Here is a 21,172-nt window from a genome sequence, read left to right on the forward strand (position 1 = left end):
CCGGACCATCCCGATCCGGTTCCCGCACCCGAGGTGGGCTCATGACTGTTCCCTTGATCCTGCGCATGCCCTCGCGCGGCGCCGACCAGCCGCAAGCCCCGGACCGCGCGGTCCTGGACGCGGCGCTCGACCGGCTGGAGGACGGCGGCGGCACATCGCCCGACCGGGCGGACGCCGAGGTGCTGCTGCACGCCCGCGGCGCCGACCTCGACCGCCTGCTCGCGGTCGCGGGCACGATGCGCGACATCGGCCTGCAGGAGGCCGGGCGGCCGGGCGTCATCACGTACTCGCGCAAGGTCTTCGTGCCGCTGACGCACCTGTGCCAGGACCGGTGCCACTACTGCATCTTCGTCCAGTCGCCGGGGAAGCTCGCCAAGGCCGGCATCTCGCCGTACATGGAGGCCGACGCCGTCCTGGAGGTCGCGTCGCAGGGCGCGGCGCTGGGCTGCAAGGAGGCCCTGCTGACGCTCGGCGACCGCCCCGAGAACCGCTGGCCGGTCGCCCGCCGGTGGCTCGACGACCACGGCTACTCCTCGACCCTCGAGTACGTGGGTCACATGGCGCAGCTGATCCTGGACGAGACCGGCCTGCTCCCGCACCTGAACCCCGGCGTGATGTCGTGGGCCGAGATGCAGCGGCTCAAGCCGGTGGGCCCGTCGATGGGCATGATGCTGGAGACCACGTCCTCGCGGTTGTGGACCGAGAAGGGCGAGGCGCACTTCGGCTCCCCCGACAAGGACCCGGCCCTGCGGCTGCGCGTGATCGACGACGCCGGCAGGTCCCGTATCCCGTTCACCACCGGTGTGCTGCTCGGCATCGGCGAGAACTACGCCGAACGCGTTGACTCGGTGCTGGCGCTGCGCGACGCGCATGCCCGGCACGGCCACGTGCAGGAGGTGATCGTCCAGAACTTCCGCGCCAAGTCGGCCACGGCCATGATGGGTGCCGCGGACCTGGAGACCCAGGAGTACGCGGCCGCCGTCGCCGTGGCGCGGGTGCTGCTCGGCCCGGGCATGCGCGTCCAGGCGCCGCCCAACCTGACCGACGCCGCCGAGCTCCAGCTGCTCGTGCGTGCCGGCATCGACGACTGGGGCGGCGTCAGCCCGCTCACCCCCGACCACGTGAACCCCGAGCGGCCCTGGCCGCAGATCGAGGACCTGGCCCGGCTCACCGGTGAGGGCGGCTACACGCTGCGCGAGCGCCTCACCGCGCACCCCCACTACCTGCGCGAGGCGCGCGCTGGAGCCGAGTGGCTCGACGACCGACTCCGCGACCGTGTGCTGGCCCTGGCCGACGACTACGGCCTGGCCCGCCACGACGCCCTCCAGGGCGAGTCCCCCGCCTCCACCTCGTTGAGTGCGGGATATCTGCGCGATTTCGACCCCGCAGTGCGCAAATACCCAGCACTCAACGGGAGGGGTGGGGGGTTTGGGCGGCTTCTCGCCGACGTCGCTGTCGAGCCCGCGGGAGCGGACGACGCCGCCTGGGTCGAGCTGCTCGGCGCGGACGGCGCCGACCTCGAGGACCTCACGGCGCTCGCCGACCAGGTGCGCCGTGCGCGGACCGGCGACGCCGTGACGTATGCGGTGAACCGGAACATCGACGCGTCGCTGGGCCTGTCGCCGGAGCAGGTCGAGGGCCTCGCGAGGGAGGCCGTCGAGCTCGGTGCCACGGAGGTGTGCGCGCAGGGCGTGCCGCCGACGTCGGCGGGTGCGGACGGCTACCTCGACCTGGTGCGTGCCGTCCGACGGGGTGGGCCAGACCTGCACCTGCACGCCTTCCGCCCGGCGGAGCTGGCCGACGGCGCCGCCCGTGCCGGGCTCCCCCTGGCGGACTGGCTGACGGCGCTGCGCGACGCCGGCGTCGACACCGTGCCGGGCACCGGCGCGCGGATCCTCGACGACCGGGTCCGGGACCTGCTCACCGGCGGCACCGACATCCCCGCCGAGCGGTGGGTCGAGCTGGTCAGCGCCGCGCACACGGCAGGCCTGCGGTCGACGGCGACGATCGTGTACGGACACGTCGAGTCGGCGCGCGACCAGGTGCTGCACCTGCGGAGGCTGGCCGACATCCAGGACGCGACGGGCGGTTTCACGGAGCTGATCCCGATGCCCTGGCTACCCACGGAGTCACCGGTTCCGGTGCCCGGCGCACGTACGGCAACCCTTCGCGAGAGCCGCGCCCTGCACGCGGTGGCGCGGCTCATGCTCGCCGGGCGGATCGACCACGTGCAGGCCGCGTGGACCAAGCTCGGGATGCGGGGCGCGCAGCGCGTGCTCGCGGGCGGCGCCGACGACCTGGGCGGCGTGCTGCTCGACGGCGTGCTGGACCCGGACGCCGGCCCCGAGCAGGGCCGGGAGCTGACCGTCGCCGACGTGACCCGGCTCGCCGGCGAGCTGGGCCGTCCGGTCCGGCAGCGCACGACCACGTACGGGCAGGTGGGGTGACGGGAGCGCACCGGGCCGCACGCCAGGGCTCGGACTCCGGCCGCGGCACGGGGCCGGGACCTGGCACAGCCGTGGACGTGGCGGTCGTCGGCGCGGGGCTCGCCGGGGTGGGCCTCGGCGCCCGGCTGCGCCGCGCCGGACGCACCGGTTTCACGATCCTGGAACGGGCCGACGACGTCGGCGGGACCTGGCGCGACAACGTGTACCCGGGCGTCGCGTGCGACATCCCGAGCGCTCTGTACTCGTACTCCTTCCTTCCTCAGCCCGCCTGGTCGCGCGTGTTCGCGCCGGGCGCCGAGATCCACGAGTACGTCCGGGACGTCGCGCAGTCCGAGGGGCTGGCCCCGCACCTACGCCTCGGCACGGAGCTCACGGGCGCACGCTGGGACGAGGACGAGGCGGCATGGCAGCTGACCACGTCCCGGGGCCCGCTGACCGCACGCGTGCTGGTGACGGCGGTCGGCCGGCTCAGCGAGCCGCGCGTGCCCGACCTCCCGGGGCTCGGCACGTTCCCTGGCCGGGTGTTCCACTCCGCCCGCTGGGACCGCGACCTGCCGGCCGGGCTGCGGGTCGGTGTGGTCGGCACCGGCGCGAGCGCCGTGCAGCTCGTCCCCGAGCTGGCACGCCGGGCGGAGTCCGTCGTCGTGCTGCAGCGCACCCCGCCCTGGGTGCTCCCGCGCGGTGACCGTGCCTACGCGCCCGGCGAGGCACGGCCGGACCGGGCCGCGCTCGCCGAGGAGGCCGACCGGCTGTTCGAGGCGCGCGTGGCCGGCACGACGGCGGAGGCCGAGCTGCGCGAACGCGCGGAGGCACACCTGCGCGCCCAGGTGCCGGACCCCGCGCTGCGCCAGCTGCTCACCCCGGACTACGCGGTGGGCTGCAAGCGTGCGCTGTTCAGCGACGACTGGTACCCGGCGCTGCAGCAGCCACACGTGACGCTGGAGCCGGGCCCGCCGGTAGCGGTCGAGGGATCGACGCTGGTCGCGGCTTCCGGCGCGCGGTACGAGGTGGACGTGCTCGTGCTGGCCACAGGGTTCGAGACGACCCGGCCGCCGTTCGCCCACCTGGTGGCGGGCCGCGGTGGGCAGAGGCTCGCCGAGCACTGGGCCGACGGCATGACGAGCCACGCCTCCACCGTGGTGCACGGCTTCCCGAACCTGTTCGTGCTGGACGGCCCCAATGCCGGGCTGGGCCACCACTCCGCCCTGGAGGTGATCGAGGCGCAGATCGGCTACGTGCTCGGCGCGCTCGACCACCAGGACGAGACGGGCTGCCCGCTGGAGGTGTCCGCGGCGGCCGAGGCCGCGTACACGCGGGAGATCGACGAGCGCGCCGCCGGGACGGTGTGGCTGCGCGGCGGGTGCCGCAGCTGGTACGTCGATGAGCGCTCGGGCCGGCTCACGCTCCTGTGGCCCGGCCGCGCGGCCGAGTACCGCGAACGGTTCGGCGTCTTCGACCCCGCCCCGTTCGCCCGCGACGGCGCGGCCGTGGGTGCTCCTCCGCCATGAACGGCGAGCAACGAGCGACCCGGAGGCGAGGTACACCCTGATGGGTGCTCAGTGCGGCGCGAGCCCGTTCTGATAGGCCCAGACCACCGTCTGCAGGCGGTCGCGCGTCCCTACCTTCGCCATCGCACGACCGAGGTGGGACTTCACGGTGCTCGTCTCCACGACCAGCTCGCGGGCGATCTCCGCGTTCGACAGCCCGCGGGCCAGCTGCCGCACGATCTCGGCCTCGCGGGCCGTGAGCTGCGGCGCGATGTCCGACGTCGGCTCCGGCGGCGCCTTACGGCGGGCGAACTCGGCGATCACACGGCGCGTGACGGCCTGGTCGATGAGGCCGTGCCCGTCGGCGAGCCGCCGGACGGCGTCGATCAGCTCCTCGGGCTCGCAGTCCTTGAGGATGAAGCCGCCGGCGCCGGCCTCCAGGGCGCCGAAGACGTACTCGTCCAGGTCGAAGGTCGTCACGACGAGCACCGCCGGGGGCGTCGCACCGTCGGGGCCGCCGCTCGCGACGATCTCCCGCGTGGCGGCGAGGCCGTCACCACCCGGCATCCGCACGTCCATGCAGACGACGTCGGGACTGTGCCGGCGCGCGAGCTCGACCGCCATCGGACCGTTCGAGGCCTCGGCGACCACCTCGATGTCGTCGGCCTGCTCCAGGAGGAACCGGAAACCTGCCCGGACCACCGCCTGGTCGTCGACGAGCAAGACCCTGATCATTCCCGTCCTCCTTCGACGAGCGCCGCGGACTCCGCGGGCGCCTGGTTCTCCTGGCTCGCGCGCTGCGCGTCCTGCCCGTGCTGCTCGTGCTGCTCGTGCTGCTCGTGCTCATGGTGCAGCGGGAGCGTCAGCAGCACCCGCCAGCCCCCGGACGGCGTCGACTCGGCGGTGAGGGTCGCGCCCACGAGCTGCGCCCGCTCCCCCATGCCGATCAGCCCCATGCCCTGCCGAGCCGGGTCGCGGACCGCGCCCTGCGAGGCGCCGCCCGCGACCGGCCCGTTGACCACCTCGAGCGAGACCGCCCGCTCGTCGAACCGCACGGTCATCCGCACCGGCGCGCCGGGAGCGTGCTGGCGGGCGTTCGAGAGCGATTCCTGCGCCACGCGGTAGAACGCGGCGTCCGCGATGGGGGCCAGCTCGCGCGGCCGGCCCTCCCGGACCAGCTCGACGGTGGAGCCCAGCAGGCGCGCCGTCTGCACGAGCCCGTCGAGCGCCCCCAGCCCGGGCGGTGGGGCGTCGTGCCCGTCCGCGCCGCGCCCGTCGGCGCCCGGGCGCTCACGGAGCACGCCGACGATGAGCCGGAGGCTGTCGAGCGTCTCCTTGCCCTGCGCCCGGATCCACGCCGTGCCCTTCTTCGCGGCCTCCGGGTCGCTGTCGATCTGCCGCTCGACGGCGGCGGCCTGCACGACCAGGCCCGACAGGTGGTGAGCCGCGACGTCGTGCAGCTCGCGCGCCATACGGGACCGCTCGGCGACGATGGCCGCCTGGGTGTTCGCCTGCTGGGTCCGGAGCAGCTCGCCGGCCCGGAGACGGAGCAGCTCGACGTAGCGGCGGCGCGTCGCGACCGCGCCGCCGACGAGCGCACTGAGCACGTACGTCCCGATGGCCGAGAGGACGTGGTTGGCGACCGGCACCAGCAGGCCGTTCCCCGAGACGAGAGCCGTCACCGTCGCCGCGAGCGCCGCCACCGGCACCGCCGCACCCGTCACCGCCAGTGCCCGGCGGGCAGGCAGCAGGGTGCCGACGGTGTAGCCGGCGACGACCTGCGGTATGCCACCGAGCGAGAGGTCGTCCGGCGAGGTCGCGATGATGACCACCTGGCAGGCCAGGACTAGGCCGAGGCAGAGGACCGGCCGGGTCCGGCGCAGGGCGAGGGGCAGCGCCTGGACGCACACGGCGACCATGAGCACCCAGGCCTGCACCGGACCTACCGTCAGGCCCTCGGCACCGAGCACGTACTCGAAGAGCACCACCAGCAAGCCGACCGTCAGGAGCAGGACGGCGGCCGCGAGGAGGCTGTCCCGGGCCGGCACGCTCGTCACGCCGAGCCGGGTGAGCATCGTGTCGAGCCTGCTGACCCGTGGCGGGACGCGGACGTCGTCGAGCACGGTGGAACCGTCGGTCGTGGGCATCGTCAGTACGATACAGACGGCGCGAGCAGGCGGAACTCGACCGCGAACCAGGCGATTCCGGCCAGAGCGAGGACCACGAGCACCGTGCCGAGGATCCGGCGCCAGCCGAGGCGGTGGCGGACGGCGCTGACGACCTGGAGCACCGCGGGGACGATCCCCAGCACGCCGACCGCCTGGACCACCTGCAGCTGGCGCAGGGAGAACTGCGAGACCTCCTCCAGCCCCATCACGGTCATGACGGTGGCAGTCCAGCCGCCGAGGGCGAGCACCGCGCAGACGGCGGCGACCTTGGTGAGGATCCTGGTCAGGCCTCGGGCTCCCTCGGGAAGGGACCGGTGCCGGATCCGGCGCACGATCGCGCCGACGGGCCAGGCGATCGCCGTCACGAGCAGGATCAGCGCGGACAGGCCGAGCACGGGGAGCACCAGGTCGGCGGCGCGTTCCTCCTGGGCGGGCAGCATGGTGAAGGCGCCCTCGACCCCGATCGCCTCGACCTGGTCGCCGTCGACCCGCATGGTGATGGTGCGCTGGCCGTCGACCTCACGCCAGACCCACGGCTCGACCTCCTCGTACAGGGCGGGCGAGTCGCTGAGCGGGCCCGGTGTGATCAGTAGGCGGCCGTCCTCCCGCGCGGTGATCTGCGTGGCGCTGAAGGCTTCCAGCGAGGCCAGGAAGGTGCTCTGCATGCCACGTGCGGCGACGTAGCTGCCCTCGGCGATCGCCGCGTGCTCCGTGGCGGTCGCGTCGTCGACGGTGCTGGGCGCGGGGGCGCCGTCAGCCGGGAAGTACCGGTCGGTGAAGCCGTGCAGCACCGCGTCGCGCAGCTCCAGGGTGCTGAGGTCGCTGCTGCCGGTGCTGTTCAGCGAGACGAAGATGCCGGTGCGCTCCTGCGGGTAGAGCTGCAGGTGGGAGTGGAAGTAGTTGGTGTCGCCGCCGTGGCCGATGATCCGGTGTCCGTTGCGGCTCTCGTCGAAGAACCCGAGCGTCATCTGCGAGGCCGCGGCGAGGTTGCCCAGCGAGCTCTCGTCGAGCGCCGGGGCGTGCATCAGGTCGAGCGTCTCCGGCTCCAGGATCGAACCGGTACCGGGCTCGCCGAGCTGGGCCAGCATGAAGCGCGCCATGTCCGGCGCGGAGGCGGTCAATGCCCCGGCGGGCGGCGTCCCGACGATCTCGAACGGGCCGGGGGCGTCGGCCGACGTGTCGTAGCCCTGGGACATCCGGTCGCGCAACGCGTCGGGCAGCGGCTGCTCGAAGGTCGACGACGTCATCCCGGCGGGCGTGAGGATGTCGCGCTGCACGTACTCCTCGAACGGCACGCCGCTCACGCGTTCGACGATGTACCCGACCAGCGAGTTGCCGTAGTTCGAGTAGGCGGGGACGGTGCCCGGCTCGTAGACCTGCTCCGGCGGGTCCTCGGCGAGCTCGTCGCGGAGCACGGGTGACGTGTCGCCCGCACCGATGAGCCCGCCGATCCGCTCCTCGAAGCCCGCGGTGTGGGTGAGCAGGTGACGGAGCGTGATCGGCCCGTCGAACGAGCGCGGGACCTCGAAGTCGAGGTACTCGGCGATGTCGGTGTCGAGGTCGACGTCGCCGCTCTCGACCAGCTGCATGGCGGCGGTGGCCGTGAAGAGCTTGGACACCGAACCCGGCCGGAACAGCGTCCGCTCGGCGTCGACCGGCAGGGCCTCGCCGCCCGTCGTCCCGGTGTCGGCGTAGCCGTAGCCCCGCGTGGTGACGATCTCGCCGTCGTCGACCACGGTGACGACGCCGCCTGCGATGCCCGCACTCTCCAGCGCGGCCGGCAGCAGGCCGTCGAGCCAGGCGTCGACGTCGGCCTGCTCGAGGGAGTGCCCGCCCGCCGGGGCAGAGATCGGCGGAGGCGGGGTGGGCTCGGTGGCCGCGGCGGAGGCCGGCACGGCTGCCGCCAGGCTGATCGTCAGGATGCCCAGGGCGGCGAACGCCGCGGCTGCGCGGCGGGGGCCGCGCGGGCGGCCGTCGGGCCGCTCTGTGGGTAGGTCGTAAGACGGGAACATCGTCGCGCTCCTCGCGCTCGGCGGGTGTTCGGGCTGGTCCGGAGGCTTTCTTCCGGACGAGACCAGCCTGTCGGGCGGCCCGCTCCGCCACATCGGGCACGAGTGCCCACTTCGCCTACGACCTTTGGTGGAGGCGGGGCCGTCCGACGTCCTCCGTCCGTCCAGCGCCGATGGACGGCGTCGAGCCCATGGCACAGGATGGCGGCGTGACCACGCAGACCATCGCGACCACCGACTACCACACCGCGGGTGAACCGTTCCGGATCGTCACGGACGTTCCGGTGCCGCTGCCGGGCGCCTCGGTCGCCGACCGGCGGGTCCGCGCCCTGACGAGCCCCGACGCCCAGGAACTGCGGCGCACCCTGTGCTCGGAGCCGCGTGGCCACGCGGACATGTACGGCGGGTTCCTCGTCCCGCCGGACGACGACGGCGCCCACCTCGGCGTGCTCTTCTGGCACAAGGACGGGTTCTCGACGGCCTGCGGGCACGGCACCATCGCGCTGGGCGCCTGGGCGGTGGACACGGGCCTGGTCCCTGCGCCTGACGACGGCGCGGTGGACGTCGTCGTCGACGTGCCCTCCGGGCGGGTCACCGCGCGCGTGCACCGGGAGGGCGGGCGCACGGTCGCCGTGGACTTCGTGAACGTCCCGAGCTACGTGCTGGCCCGCGGTCTGACGGTGCCCACCTCGCGGGGTACCGCGTCCGTGACCCTCGCCTACGGCGGCGCGATCTACGCGAGCGTGGACGCGACGAGCCTCGGGCTGTCCGTGGACCCGGCGAGCTACGGCGACCTCATCGGGGTGGGCCGTGAGATCAAGCGCGCACTGGACGCGGACGGGCTCGCGGTCCACCCGACCGACCCCCGCCTCAGCGGGGTGTACGGGACGATCCTGCACGAGGAACTGGGTGCCCCGGCCGCCGCCGGCACGGACACCGGCACAGCCGCCGGCCAGGTGCGGCAGCGCAACGTCACGGTGTTCGCCGACGGCCAGGTCGACCGCTCCCCCTGCGGCTCCGGCACCGCGGCCCGGCTGGCGATCCTGGCCGCCGACGGCCGGGTCGGCGTCGGCGGCCCGACCCTGCACCACGAGTCGATAGTCGGCTCGACGTTCACGGGCACCGTCGTCGGCACGACGGTGGTCGGCGGCCTGCCGGCGGTAGTTCCCCTGGTCACGGGGATGGCGTACCGCACGGGCGAGCACCGGTTCGTGGTCGACGGCGCCGACCCCCTCGTTCCCGGGTTCGTGCTGCGATGAGCGCGCCCCTCGTCCTGGACGCCGCGGCAGTCGCCGCCGCCTGCCCGCCCGCCGACGCCGTCGCCGCCCTCACCGCCGCGCTGGACCACGGGCTGGATCCCGCCGTCGATCTCCCCCGCCAGGCGGTCCCGCTGGAGGCGGGGCAGTTCCTGCTCATGCCGTCCGACGGCGGCGGCGGCCGCGCGTACGTCGGCATCAAGGTCGCCACGATCGCGCCCGGCAACCGGGCGCTCGGCCTCCCCCGCGTCCAGGGCTCGTTCCTGCTGCTCGACGCCGCGACGCTGGGCGTCGTCGCCGTGCTGGACGGCACGGCCCTGACCACGCTCCGCACGCCGGCCGTGTCCGTGGCGGCGGTCCAGGGCCGGCTCCTCGAGGGTGCGGGCCCGCTGCACGTGACCGTCCTCGGCTCGGGGCCTCAGGCGCACGGGCACGTCGACACGCTCGCCGGCACCCTGGCCGGACGCCGGGAGATCGCCTCGGTGACGCAGCTCGTGCGGGATCCGGACCGGGCGGCGAAGGTTCGCGGGGCCCGGGTCGTGCGACTCGGCGCCCCGGAGTCGGACGATGCGCTGCGGGCCGCCGACCTCGTCGTCTGTGCGACGTCGGCGCGCGAGCCGCTGTTCGACGCGGACCTGATCGGCGAGACCGCGGTGGTCGTCGCGGTGGGCTCGCACGAGCCGGACGCCCGGGAGCTGCCCGCCGGACTGCTCGGCCGGTCCACCGTCGTCGTCGAGGACCGCGGCGTCTCCCTGCGCGAGGCGGGTGACGTCGTCCTGGCCATCGCCGACGGCGCGCTCCGCGCCGACGACCTGGTCCTGATGCGCGACGTCGTCACCGGCGCCGTCCGACCCGACCCGGCCCGGCCGCTGGTCTTCAAGAGCACCGGGATGTCGTGGGAGGACCTGGTGGTGGCCGAGGCGGTGCTGGCGGGCGCACGCTGACCCGTCCCGGTGTGTCCGGGGTCACATCGGGACGCGGTCACATCGCTCGGAGCCGGAGCGTCTCCTCCACACCGGGTGCACCACGCACCCCCTGTGGAAGGAACCCCATGACCTCAGCGATCGAGACCCTGCGCCACGACTTCGGCGGCGACGTCATCGAGCCCGGCGCGGCCGCGTACGAGGCGGTGAGCCGCTCAAAGCTGGTCGCGGGCAGCCCGGCCCTCGTCCTGCGTCCCAGGTCCGTCGGCGACGTGCAGGCGGCGGTCCGCTTCGCCGTCGGCTCGGGACTGGCGCTCGCCGTGCGAGGCGGCGGCCACAGCTTTCCCGGCTTCGGCACCAACGACGGCGGCGTGGTGATCGACCTCGGTGAGCTCGCCGACATCGAGGTGGTCGACGACGACCGTCATCTCGTGCGGGTCGGCGGCGGTGCGACCTGGGGCCAGGTCGCCGAGGCACTGGACCCGCACGGCCTGGCGATCTCCTCCGGCGACACCAGGAGCGTCGGCGTCGGCGGGCTGACCCTGAGCGGCGGCATCGGGTGGAAGGTCCGCAAGCACGGCCTGACCCTGGACCACCTGGTGGCCGCGGAGCTGGTCACCGCCGACGGCGCGGTGGTTCCCGCGAGCGCGCAGGAGAACCCCGAGCTGTTCTGGGCGATCCGCGGGGGCGGCGGCAACCTGGGCATCGTCACCGCGTTCGAGTTCGCGGCGCACCCGACGACGGAGGTCTTCTTCGGCAGGATCACGTTCCCCGTGGCGGAGACCGCCGTCGTGCTCCAGGGCTGGGCGGACCATCTCCGCACCGCGCCGGAGGAGCTGACCTCGATCGCGAACCTCGCCAACCCGTTCGCGGGCGGCCCCGGGGCGCCGCTCGAGATCCATGTGGCCTTCGACGGCGACGACCCGGAGCTCGCGGCCCGTGCGATCGACCCGATCCGCCGGCTCGGCACGGTGCTCGAGGACGACGTCGCGCTGCACGCGTACACCGACATCCTCGTGGAGGGCGCCGCCCTGCCGCCGGGCCTGGAGCTGCTCGGCCACAGCGGATTCGTCGACCGCGAGTCGGTACCGGAAGCCCTGCGAATCCTCGCGGAGGTCGGCACGTCGGCGGGGTCGCCGTCGATAGCTGTCCGGAGCGTGGGTGGCGCGGTGTCCCGGGTCGCCGAGGACGCCACCGCGTACGCGCACCGTCGGGCGGAGCTGCTGGTCGCGACGGTCGCCGGGGGTCCGAAGCCCGTGATCGAGGCGGCCCGCCCGGGGCTGGCCGCGCTCTGGGCGAGGCTGGCCCCGCACGTCGACGGCGCCTACTCGAACTTCCTCGGGACGACCACCGCCGACGACGTGGCGGCCGTCTACCCGGCGGCGACCTACGAGCGGCTCGCGGCGGTCAAGCGGCGGTACGACCCGAGCAACCTGTTCGCCGGCAACCACAACGTGTCGCCGGCGGTCGAGTGACTTATCTCATGTCGGACATTACGGTCAAGCGGTACACCGGCTGACCCGGAAGCCGTAACGCGATTGTGACTTTGGGGCCGATCAGGGTTACCGTCGCTCCGGTTCGCGGGAAGGCCGCGGGCACTTGAGGCGGACGCCGAGCCCTGTCACCGCCCCAAGATCTGCACAGACCGAAAAGACAGGGACGGGGGAACCACGTAAGTGGGCACCGACGGTGTCCTTGGGGTGAAGCCGCACAGGTAGTACGCGGCCGGGTCATTCTCCGATCCGAATCCGACAGCTCACCTCGTAGGCGTCAGGAGAACCTCTTGACCACTCGCACGCCTGGGCGCCATCGTGCTGCCTGCAAACCCATCACCCCGCTGACCCCCATCTCCCGTGCCGCGGCGCGGGGCATCTCCGGCGCCGCACGCCGCGGCGCGCTCGTCGCCGCCGGCTCGGGCCTGGTCGTCTCCCTGTTCAGCGTCCCCGCCGACGCCGCACCGGTGGCCGACCACGGACCGTCCACGGCAGAGCTCGACATCCTGACCGAGACGTCGCGTGGCTCGGTCTCCCAGGCCGCCGCAGCGCAGGCCGTCACCACCGCCCCCGCCGTGCAGGTCGCGGCCGACAGCAAGTTCACGCTGGAGTCGGGCACCATCAAGGTGACCCCGGCCCCCGAGCCGGAGCCCGTTCCCGAGCCGGAGCCGGAGCCGGAGCCCGTCGTCGAGGAGGTCGTCGAGACCGCCGCGCCGGTCGCGGAGGCGCCCGTCGAGGAAGCCGTGGAGGAGGCCGTCCCGGCCGCCGCCGCGGGGTCGGAGATCGTCTCGATCGCCATGCAGTACCTCGGTGTGCCGTACGTCTGGGCCGGCGCGACGCCCGCCGGGTTCGACTGCTCCGGGTTCACCTCGTACGTCTACGCCCAGGTCGGCATCGACCTGCCGCGCACCTCCTCGGAGCAGCGCTACGCGGGCACCGCGGTCTCCGCGGCCGAGGCCCAGCCCGGCGACCTCATCTGGTCGCCCGGCCACATCGCCATCTACGCCGGCGACGGCATGCAGGTCGAGGCGCCGGTCCCCGGCCAGACCGTGCGTTACACGGAGATCTGGCAGAACAGCCCGACCTTCATCCGCGTCGGCTGACAGCGGCTGACTCACAGCCGTCACGCCTGACCACGAGGACCCGCACCGACACGGTGCGGGTCCTCGTGCGTTTCCCGGCCGGGTGGCATGATCACGGCCATGAGCGTCCCCACGGCGGTCGAGACCAACGCCCTGAACACCATCGACGAGTCCGAGCGGCGCGGCACGCCGCGCGACCTGTTCTGGCCCTGGTTCGGGGCCAACGTGTCGGTCCTCGGCCTGGGTTACGGCTCGTACCTCCTCGGGTTCGGCGTGTCGTTCTGGCAGGCGACCGTGATCGGCGTGGTCGGCATCGTCGTGTCGTTCCTGTTCTGCGGGTTCATCTCCCTGGCCGGCAAGCGCGGGTCGGCACCGACGATGGTGCTCTCGCGCGCCGCGTTCGGTGTGCGCGGCAACAAGCTGCCCTCGCTCCTGTCGTGGATCCTCACCGTCGGCTGGGAGACCGTGCTGGTGGCGTTGGCCACGCTCGCGACCTCGACCGTGCTCGGGGCGCTCGGCTGGGGCGGCGGGACGGTCACCAAGGTCGTGGCCCTCGTGGTCGTCGCGGGCATCGTCGTGGCCGCGGGCGTCTTCGGCTTCGACCTCGTGATGCGGCTGCAGGTGATCATCACCGTGCTCACCGCCGTGCTGACCGTCGTCTACATCATCCTGGTGGCCGACCACGTCGACTGGGCGACCGTCGCCGCGATCCCCGCAGGCGGCGCGCCGCAGGTGATCGGCGGGCTCGTGTTCATGATGACCGGGTTCGGCCTGGGCTGGGTCAACATGGCCGCCGACTACTCGCGCTACCTGCCCCGCTCCGCCTCCGGCCCGCGGATCGTGGGCTGGACCACCCTCGGCGCCTCGCTGGCCCCCGTGGTCCTGCTCGTGTTCGGTCTGCTGCTCGCCGGCTCCGACCCCGACCTGAACGCGGCGATCGGCGCCGACCCGATCGGCGCCCTGTCCACGCTCCTGCCCACCTGGTTCCTCATCCCGTTCGTCGTGGTCGCCCTCGCCGGCCTCATCGGCGGCGCCGCCCTCGACATCTACTCCTCCGGCCTCGCGCTGCTCTCCCTAGGGCTGCCGGCGCCACGCTGGGTCGCCGCCGCCATCGACGGCGGGCTCATGGTCGTCGGCGCGGTCTACGTCGTGTTCATCGCCGACTCGTTCATCGGCCCCTTCCAGGGCTTCCTCATCACGCTGGGCGTCCCCGTCGCAGCATGGTGCGGCGTGCTCCTCGCCGACATCCTGCTGCGTCGGCGCGACTACACCGACGCCGACCTGTACGACGCCACCGGCCGGTACGGATCCGTGAACTGGGCGGCCGTGCTCCTCGTGCTGGCCGGCACCGCCGTCGGCTGGGGCCTGGTGACCAACACCTACGCCCCGTGGCTCGCCTGGCAGGGGTACCTGCTCGGCCCCCTCGGCGGTGTCGAGGGCAACTGGGCCTGGGCCAACCTCGGTGTGCTCGTCGCGCTGGCCATCGGGTTCGTGGGCACGCTCCTGCTGAGCGCCCGCACGGTACGCCGCCAGGAAGGGCGATGACGGCGCCCGACGGCGGGGCAGCTCCCGTCGCACCGCCCGGCCCGGACGCTGCCCTGGTCGTCATCGACATGCAGGATGTCTTCGCACGTCCACCCAGCCCCTGGGCCTCCCCCGACTACCCGCCAGCCCTCGACGGGACCCGCCGCCTGCTCCCCGCGTTCGCGGGCCGCACCGTCCTCACCCGGTACATCGCCCCCGCGGTGCCCGACGGCGCCTGGCGCGCCTACTTCGACCAGTGGCCGTTCGCGCTCGTCCCCGAGGACGACCCGCTCTACGAGATCACCGACCTGGCCGACGTCGTCGCGTCCGGGGCGCCCGTCGTCACCCGCACGACCTTCGGCAAGTGGGGCCCCGAGCTCGAGGCCGCCACCCGCTCCGCCGGCGAGCTCGTGCTCGCCGGCGTCGCCACCGACTGCTGCGTCATCTCGACGGCGCTCGCCGCCGCCGACGCGGGCCGGCGGGTGCTCGTGGTCGCGGACGCCTGCGCGGGCTCGACCCCGGAGAACCACGAGCGGGCGCTGGAGGTCATGCGCCTGTACGCGCCGCTCATCGAGGTGACGACGGCCGCCGAGGTGCTCGCGGTCCGCTGAGCCGGGCACCGCGGGGCGCGGCGCGGCTCGAAGAGGTCTGGCGGGGCGCACAGTGCCTTTTCGGCACGTGCCAGGTGAGCTGAATTTCGTTCGGCTGTGGCCCTCACATGCGGGCTGTGCTGAACAGTTCAGCTGACGTGAACTTGGCAGGGCAACGCCGAACGAGATCAACCAGAGCTGGCACCTGCCGAACGAGTGCACCCAACGACGCGGCGCCGCCCGAGATCGGCGCCAGTCCGGCGGCGCCGCGACCGAGGCACCAGTCCCGGCGGCTTCTCGACCGAGGCGCTAGTCCTGCGGCGCCTCGACCGCCTCCACGACGACTCCCGCATCCTGGTACCGCCCCAGGACCTCCTCGTCCTGTTCGTCGGTGACGAGCGTCCAGCCGGCCGGCAGCGGCGCCCACGCGGGCACCGCGCCCCGGTCGAGCTTGGTGGAGTCGGCCAGCACCACGGTGCGCCGCGCGCGCCGGGCGGCGACCTCCTTGACCTGGGCCTCCAGCGCGGTGGCCTCGCCCACGCCGTCCGCGGGGTCCAGGGCGTCGACGCCGAGGAACGCGACGTCGACCATGAACCGCTCGAGCGCCGCCGTCGTCAGCGGGCCGACCAGGCCGTGGCTCTTGGTCGTGACGCTGCCCCCGATCACCACGACGTCGAGGCCCGGCGAGCCCGCGAGCAGGAGCGCGATCTCCAGCCCCCGGGTCAGCACCGTGAGCCCGTCCCGCCCGCGCAGGTGTTCGGCGAGCTGGCCCGTCGTCGACCCTGCGTCGACGAAGATCGTCCCCTCGTCGGGCACCAGCTCGGCCGCCCGCCGACCGATCGCGACCTTGGCCGGCATCTGGACGCGCATCCGCTCGGCCAGCGCCCGCTCGTGGAAGCTCGACTCCGGGGTGGCGCCGCCGTAGGTGCGGGTGACGAGTCCCTCGGCGCCCAGTCGGGCGAGGTCGCGGCGCACCGTCGACTCGGAGATCGCGAGCGCCTCGGCCAGGTCCTCGACCCGGGTGGTCCCGCTCCGGATGAGCGACAGCAGCTCGTCGTGGCGCGCGCGGGTGCTGCGCCGCAGCGACTCCGTCCCCGTCCCCAACCCCGACCCCGACCCCGACGGCACGCTCACGCGTTGTCCGGCTGGTAGGCCGCGCGGATGCCGTCGACGAACGGGGCGTACTCGACGGCGGCGAGGTAGGCGGACCGCATGGTCCCGGCGTCGGCGACGCCCTTGCCCGCGATGTCGAAGGCGGTGCCGTGGTCCACGGAGGTGCGCAGGATGGGCAGGCCGACCGTGACGGAGATGGTCCCGTCGAAGTCGAAGGTCTTGGCCGCGATGTGCCCCTGGTCGTGGTACTGCGACAGGACGCCGTCGTACCGGCCGGTGAGTCCGTGGTGGAACACCGAGTCGGCGGGGATGGGCCCGGACACGTCGAGCCCGAGGCCCTGCGCGTCGGCCACGGCGGGTGCGAGGTGGACGATCTCCTCGTCACCGAACGCACCGTTCTCGCCGCCGTGCGGGTTGATCGCCGCGACGGCGAGCCGCGGCGACGGGACGCCGAAGATCTCCAGGGCCTGCGCGGCCCGCCGGATGGAGCCGAGCTGGGTCTCGCGCGTGATCTTGTCGAGGGCCTTGCGGAGCGACAGGTGCCGCGTGGCGAAGAAGATCCGCAGGTGGTGCCCGGGCTGGTGCGTGTTGCGCACCACGAACATGGTGTCCTGCTCGGTCGCACCCGTCAGCGCGCCGAGCATCTCGGTGTGGCCGAGGTGCTCGCTGCCGGCCGCCCAGATCGCCTCCTTGTTGATGGGACCGGTGACGACGCCGCTGATCGCGCCGTCGAGCGCGGCCTGGGTGGCGGTCTCGATGGCGACGACGGCGGCCCGGCCCGCCCGTGCGTCCACCTGGCCCCAGGCGGGCAGGTCGGCGCCGAGCACCCCGATGTCGAAGACATCGACGACGCCGGTCCCCGCGGGCTCGGTGTCCCAGGAGCTCACGGCCCGCAGCTCGACGTCGAGCCCGAGGGCAGTGCGCGCCCGGTCGAGCGCGGCCAGGTCGCCGACGGCGATCCCGTGGTGCGCCGGGTCCCCGGCGTGCTGCGCCAGCGTGGCGAGCGTGATCTCCGGGCCGATACCGACGGGGTCGCCGACGGTGAGTGCGAGGACGGGTCGAGTCATGGTGTTCTCTCCTTGCGTGTTCATCGGATCCTCATCTGTGGGACGGCGGTCCGCACCCAGCGGGCGCGCAGCGCAGCAGCCTGCGCGAGATGGTCGAGACAGCGGACCGCCGCGTCGGGACCGCCGACGAGCCCGCCCTTGGTGGCGATCGGCAGCCCGTCCCAGGGCCCGCCGACCACCTCGCCCGCCACGGCCAGCGGGACCACCTCGTCCTCGACGGCGATGCCCCGCCCGCCGAGGGCCGCGAGCACCGCCGCGGTGACGTCGCCGCCGGTCGTGTAAAGGCCGTCGACGACGCAGGACTCGAGCGCGCGCCGGGTGATCCGGCCGAGCGCGGGCGCCAGGGCCGCCGACTCGGCGGGGCTCAGCGGGTCGACATCCTGCTCGGCGAGCGCCGTGGCGAGCAGCACCGTGGTCCCGGCGCCGGCGCCCTGGAGCGCGTCGACGAGGTGGCGTGCCGTGACGTCCACGTCGGGCACGGATCCGCCGTCGGGCCGCACGACGACGACGTCACGCTCGGCGACCAGGCGGGCCAGCTGGGCGCGGGTGAGCTCGGTGGCCGAGCCCGAGACGGCGAGCAGCGGCGCGCCGGACGTCTCCGCCGCGGGCAGCAGCGCCCGGGCGAGCGCGAGCGAACCCGGCCCCGGGTCGACGCCGACCCACATCAGGTCCGGGTCCGTGGCGGCCACCGCGGCGGCGGCCCGCGCGACCCGGTCGAGGTGGTCGGTGGTGAGCGCGTCGCCGATGACGACGTCGGCCCGTGCGGCCTCGCGCACGGCCGCCTCCAGCTGCTCCTCGCTGCCGGTGACCACCGACAGGGGGACGAGCGCCGTCGTCAGACCGGTTCCACGGCTCAGGGCGTCGGCGACGGAGGAAGAGCGCACCGGCGACCGGGCGTCGCGCGCGAGCTCCGTCTCCTCCAGCCGCACACCGTCGAGGAGCTGGTTGCCCTCGACGGTGTGCCGTCCTGCCGCGGGGTGCGCGGGCAGGCAGAGGCCGACGACCCGCCGTCCGGACAGCTCACGCGTCGTGGCCAGCACCGCCTCGGTGGCCGGCCCGACGTTGCCGCGCAGGGTCGTGTCGATCCGCGAGCTCACCAGGCGCACCGGCCATCCGGCACGCACCACCCGGGAGGCGACGTCGGCCGCGTCCCCCGGCTCCGCGTGCCGGGTGTCCGTCGTGGCGACGATGACGTCGAACCGGCCGTGGAACTCGGCGACGGCCTCCCAGTGCTCGGACCGGCTGACCGTCACGGCCCGCCGTCCGGCGCGGGCGAACCCGGCCGCCGCGGCGTTGGCACCGGTCAGGTCGTCGGCGACGACGAGGATGTCCGCCATGTCAGCCCACGACCAGGCTCAGGACGAAGAGCAGCGGGATCGAGCCCAGCCAGACGGCGGTGGTGATACCCGACCAGCCCTTCAGCGCCGCCGTGCCCTCGAGCCCGGTGAACCGCGTGACCACCCAGAAGTAGGAGTCGTTGAAGTAGCTGAACACCATGGAGCCGGCGGTGCAGGCCATCGCGGCGAGCAGCGGGTCGATGCCGAGCGGCTCCAGCAGGGGCGCCGTGACCGAGGCGGCGGTGACCATGGCGACCGTGCCGGAGCCCTGCGCGATGCGCACCAGCGTGGCGATCAGGAACGGGACCAGGAAGACCGGCAGGCTCAGCGACGCGATGGCCTCCGCGAGGGCGTCGCCCACGCCCGAGTCGCGCAGCACCAGGCCGAATCCGCCGCCCGCCCCGGTGATGAGCAGGATGAGCCCGGCCGACGCCGCGGCCTCGGCGAACCAGGTGTGCACGGTGCTGCGCGGCGTCCAGCGCGGCAGCAGCACGTAGACCGCGATCAGGATGCCGATGACCAGCGCGATGACCGGGTTGCCGGCGAAAGCGAACGGGACCGTCCACGACGACACCTCGTAGTCGCCGCTCAGCGCGCCCTGCCGGCTGCGGTCGATGGCCGCGGTGACCGTGTTGGCGATGATGAGCAGCAGCGGCACGAGGAGCGGCAGCGAACCGACGAACGCCCCGACCTTGTGCGGCGGCTGCCCGGCGGGCGGCTCACCGAGCCCGCGCTGATCCTGCTCCCGCTGGTCGAGCTCGTCGAGACCCTCCGGCTCGTCGACAGACCCGGCACCCCCGGCGCCGCCTGCTACGACCGCCGTCCGCCCGTAGACGGCCTCCCGGACCGCGGGGACGATCCGGTCCTCGAGCTGCGGCCCGACCCAGCGCGCGTACAGGATGACGACGGGCAGCAGGATCACGGTGAAGATCAGGCCCGTCATGATCACCAGGCCGAGGTCGGCACCGAGCAGGCCGGAGACGGCGAGCGGGCCGGGCGTCGGCGGGACCAGGTGGTGGGTGAGCGTCATGCCGCAGCCGAGCGCGAGCGCCAGGGCGACGTAGCCGCCGCGCTTGACCCGGGCGATGGAGCGGGCGAGCGGGTTCATGATGACGTAGCCCGAGTCGCAGAACACAGGGATGGACACGAGGGCGCCGACGCTCCCCATGGCCCACTCCTCACGCCCCTTGCCGAAGGCGCGGAGGAACGCACGGGCCAGGCTGTCGGCGGCGCCGGAGACCTCGAGGATCTTGCCGATCCCCACGCCGAGACCGATGACGATGCCGATCGAGGCGAGCGTGTTGCCGAACCCGGTGGTGATGGACGTGACGGTGTCGAGCAGCGGCTGCCCGGCGACTGCCCCCGTGACGACGGAGGCGAGGAGGAGAGCGACGAACGCGTCCAGGCGGGTACGCAGCACCACGACGATGATCGTGACGATGCCGAGCAGGAGCGCGAGCAAGAGTTGGAGATCCACGACAGTCCTTCCTTGGACCGGGACGACGTCGTCGTTGACGCCGCGATGTGATCGAACGACGCGAGTCTGCCCGACCTTGCTGCGCAAATCAAGCAACTAGTTGCGCATTTAGCGCAGCGACGCTGGAGGCTCCATGATGTTCTCGTCGCGTCCACGTGGACGACGTGCCCGAGCACCCAGGAGCTGACCATGACCCTCAGCAGGATCCGCGCCCAGTGGGAGCGCCACGACGAGCGATTCGCGGCGGTCAACGGGGACGAGCACGTCAAGGTGCTCTTCGACGAGGGCAGCTGGCTCGAGGGACCCGCCTACTCGCCCGCCTGGCGCACGCTGCTGTTCAGCGACATCCCCGACGACCGGGTCCTCGCGCTGGACGAGGCGACCGGCCAGGTCGGCGTCTGGCGCAGCCCCGGCGGATACGCCAACGGCCGCACCATCGACCGGTCCGGCCGGATGATCCAGTGCGAGCAGGGCACGCGTGCGGTGACCCGGACCGAGCCGGACGGCACGGTGACCGTGCTGGCCGACCGGTGGCAGGGCAAGCGGTTCAACAGTCCCAACGACGTGGTCGAGCGCAGCGACGGCACGGTGTGGTTCACCGACCCGCCGTACGGGATCCTCAACGACTACGAGGGCCACCGCGCCACGCCGGAGATCGACGGCTGCCACGTCTACCGCCTCGACCTGGACGGCACGGTCACGCGGGTCGCCGACGACTTCGAACGCCCCAACGGACTCGCCTTCTCCGCCGACGAGCGGACCCTCTACATCGTCGACACCCACCACCGGCACCTGCGCCGCTTCGACGTGGGGCCAGACCTGTCGCTGTCCGGCGGGGAGGTGCTCGGCACGTCCGACGCCGGCGGCTACGACGGCGTCCGGCTCGACGACGGCGGCAGGCTCTGGGTGGCCGCGCACGACGGACTGCACTGCTGGCACCCGGACGGCACCCTGCTCGGCAAGCTGCTGCTGCCCGAGGTCTGCTCGAACCTCACCTTCGGCGGACCCAAGCGGAACGTCCTGTACGTGACGGCAACGAACATGCTGCTGTCGATCCGCCTGACCGTGACGGGAACTCGCTAGGTCGTGGCCTTGTCGGACCTGGCGGGACGAGTCGCCGGTCGCGCCACGGCCCTGGGGTGGACAGGTAGTCCGGGGGGTGTGTTGCTGCGAGTCGACAATGTCCACTCGCAGCAACA

General features: G+C 73.5%; 16 protein-coding genes and 1 riboswitch. Of the genes, 9 read left to right on the forward strand and 7 right to left on the reverse strand.

The genetic code is table 11. The features are described 5' to 3' along the window. The first annotated feature begins 41 nt into the window (after positions 1–41). The gene (gene cofG / locus LUU90_RS13840; RefSeq protein ID WP_275004004.1) at positions 42–2,447 is read left to right on the forward strand and encodes a 7,8-didemethyl-8-hydroxy-5-deazariboflavin synthase CofG; all 2,406 of its coding nucleotides are present in this window, start codon (positions 42–44) and stop codon (positions 2,445–2,447) included. Further along, positions 2,444–3,955, forward strand: a complete 1,512-nt coding sequence (locus LUU90_RS13845) for a flavin-containing monooxygenase (RefSeq protein WP_275004005.1) — start codon at positions 2,444–2,446, stop codon at positions 3,953–3,955. The genes cofG and LUU90_RS13845 overlap by 4 nt, the downstream gene beginning before the upstream one ends. A 48-nt stretch (positions 3,956–4,003) precedes the next feature. Here the strand turns inward: LUU90_RS13845 and LUU90_RS13850 are convergent, their stop codons facing one another. The 3 genes from LUU90_RS13850 to LUU90_RS13860 are packed head-to-tail and all read right to left on the reverse strand — an operon-like array spanning position 4,004 to position 8,114. Beyond that, entirely contained in the window at positions 4,004–4,669 is a 666-nt protein-coding gene (locus tag LUU90_RS13850; RefSeq protein WP_275004006.1) for a response regulator, read from the reverse strand. Continuing rightward, positions 4,666–6,081, reverse strand: coding sequence for a sensor histidine kinase (locus LUU90_RS13855; protein ID WP_275004007.1), 1,416 nt, complete (start codon positions 6,079–6,081; stop codon positions 4,666–4,668). The genes LUU90_RS13850 and LUU90_RS13855 overlap by 4 nt, the downstream gene beginning before the upstream one ends. Before the next feature lie 2 nt (positions 6,082–6,083). Further along, on the reverse strand, positions 6,084–8,114 hold the full coding sequence (locus LUU90_RS13860) for a serine hydrolase domain-containing protein (RefSeq protein WP_275004008.1): 2,031 nt from the start codon (positions 8,112–8,114) through the stop codon (positions 6,084–6,086). Positions 8,115–8,320: 206 nt separating this feature from the next. Between LUU90_RS13860 and LUU90_RS13865 the strand changes: the two genes are divergently transcribed. The 6 genes from LUU90_RS13865 (at position 8,321) to LUU90_RS13890 (ending at position 15,000) form a co-directional block, all read left to right on the forward strand. Further along, the gene (locus LUU90_RS13865; RefSeq protein WP_275004009.1) at positions 8,321–9,370 is read left to right on the forward strand and encodes a proline racemase family protein; all 1,050 of its coding nucleotides are present in this window, start codon (positions 8,321–8,323) and stop codon (positions 9,368–9,370) included. Further along, the gene (locus LUU90_RS13870) at positions 9,367–10,311 is read left to right on the forward strand and encodes an ornithine cyclodeaminase family protein (protein ID WP_275004010.1); all 945 of its coding nucleotides are present in this window, start codon (positions 9,367–9,369) and stop codon (positions 10,309–10,311) included. Before LUU90_RS13865 ends, LUU90_RS13870 begins: the two co-directional genes overlap by 4 nt. Before the next feature lie 107 nt (positions 10,312–10,418). Next, positions 10,419–11,765 carry an FAD-binding oxidoreductase gene (locus LUU90_RS13875; RefSeq protein WP_275004011.1) on the forward strand — a complete coding sequence of 449 codons (1,347 nt, stop codon included), beginning with the start codon at positions 10,419–10,421 and terminating at the stop codon, positions 11,763–11,765. A 152-nt stretch (positions 11,766–11,917) separates the two neighbouring features. After that, a riboswitch (cyclic di-AMP (ydaO/yuaA leader) is annotated at positions 11,918–12,074 on the forward strand. Further along, positions 12,074–12,886 carry a C40 family peptidase gene (locus LUU90_RS13880; RefSeq protein ID WP_275004012.1) on the forward strand — a complete coding sequence of 271 codons (813 nt, stop codon included), beginning with the start codon at positions 12,074–12,076 and terminating at the stop codon, positions 12,884–12,886. (Overlaps the previous riboswitch by 1 nt.) Positions 12,887–12,985: 99 nt before the next feature. Beyond that, on the forward strand, positions 12,986–14,410 hold the full coding sequence (locus tag LUU90_RS13885; protein ID WP_275004013.1) for a purine-cytosine permease family protein: 1,425 nt from the start codon (positions 12,986–12,988) through the stop codon (positions 14,408–14,410). Beyond that, positions 14,407–15,000 (forward strand): cysteine hydrolase family protein, encoded by a 594-nt coding sequence (locus tag LUU90_RS13890; protein WP_275004014.1) that lies wholly within the window; start codon positions 14,407–14,409, stop codon positions 14,998–15,000. The genes LUU90_RS13885 and LUU90_RS13890 overlap by 4 nt, the downstream gene beginning before the upstream one ends. 288 nt (positions 15,001–15,288) lie before the next feature. Here the strand turns inward: LUU90_RS13890 and LUU90_RS13895 are convergent, their stop codons facing one another. From LUU90_RS13895 to LUU90_RS13910, 4 genes are read right to left on the reverse strand one after another with little or no spacing between them, the layout of a single operon-like run. Further along, positions 15,289–16,113: a DeoR/GlpR family DNA-binding transcription regulator gene (locus LUU90_RS13895; protein ID WP_275004015.1), complete on the reverse strand. Its 825-nt coding sequence runs from the start codon at positions 16,111–16,113 to the stop codon at positions 15,289–15,291. Continuing rightward, positions 16,110–17,159, reverse strand: a complete 1,050-nt coding sequence (pdxA, locus tag LUU90_RS13900) for a 4-hydroxythreonine-4-phosphate dehydrogenase PdxA (RefSeq protein WP_275004016.1) — start codon at positions 17,157–17,159, stop codon at positions 16,110–16,112. Before pdxA ends, LUU90_RS13895 begins: the two co-directional genes overlap by 4 nt. Positions 17,160–17,179: 20 nt before the next feature. Further along, the gene (locus LUU90_RS13905) at positions 17,180–18,496 is read right to left on the reverse strand and encodes a four-carbon acid sugar kinase family protein (protein WP_275004017.1); all 1,317 of its coding nucleotides are present in this window, start codon (positions 18,494–18,496) and stop codon (positions 17,180–17,182) included. Position 18,497: 1 nt separating this feature from the next. Continuing rightward, positions 18,498–19,973 (reverse strand): GntP family permease, encoded by a 1,476-nt coding sequence (locus LUU90_RS13910; RefSeq protein WP_275004018.1) that lies wholly within the window; start codon positions 19,971–19,973, stop codon positions 18,498–18,500. A 189-nt stretch (positions 19,974–20,162) separates the two neighbouring features. Between LUU90_RS13910 and LUU90_RS13915 the strand changes: the two genes are divergently transcribed. After that, positions 20,163–21,056 (forward strand): SMP-30/gluconolactonase/LRE family protein, encoded by an 894-nt coding sequence (locus LUU90_RS13915; protein ID WP_275004019.1) that lies wholly within the window; start codon positions 20,163–20,165, stop codon positions 21,054–21,056. The last annotated feature ends 116 nt before the right edge of the window (positions 21,057–21,172 follow it).

It is taken from the genome of Promicromonospora iranensis (genome assembly GCF_028994775.1).
GTDB classification, from domain to species: domain Bacteria; phylum Actinomycetota; class Actinomycetes; order Actinomycetales; family Cellulomonadaceae; genus Promicromonospora; species Promicromonospora iranensis_A.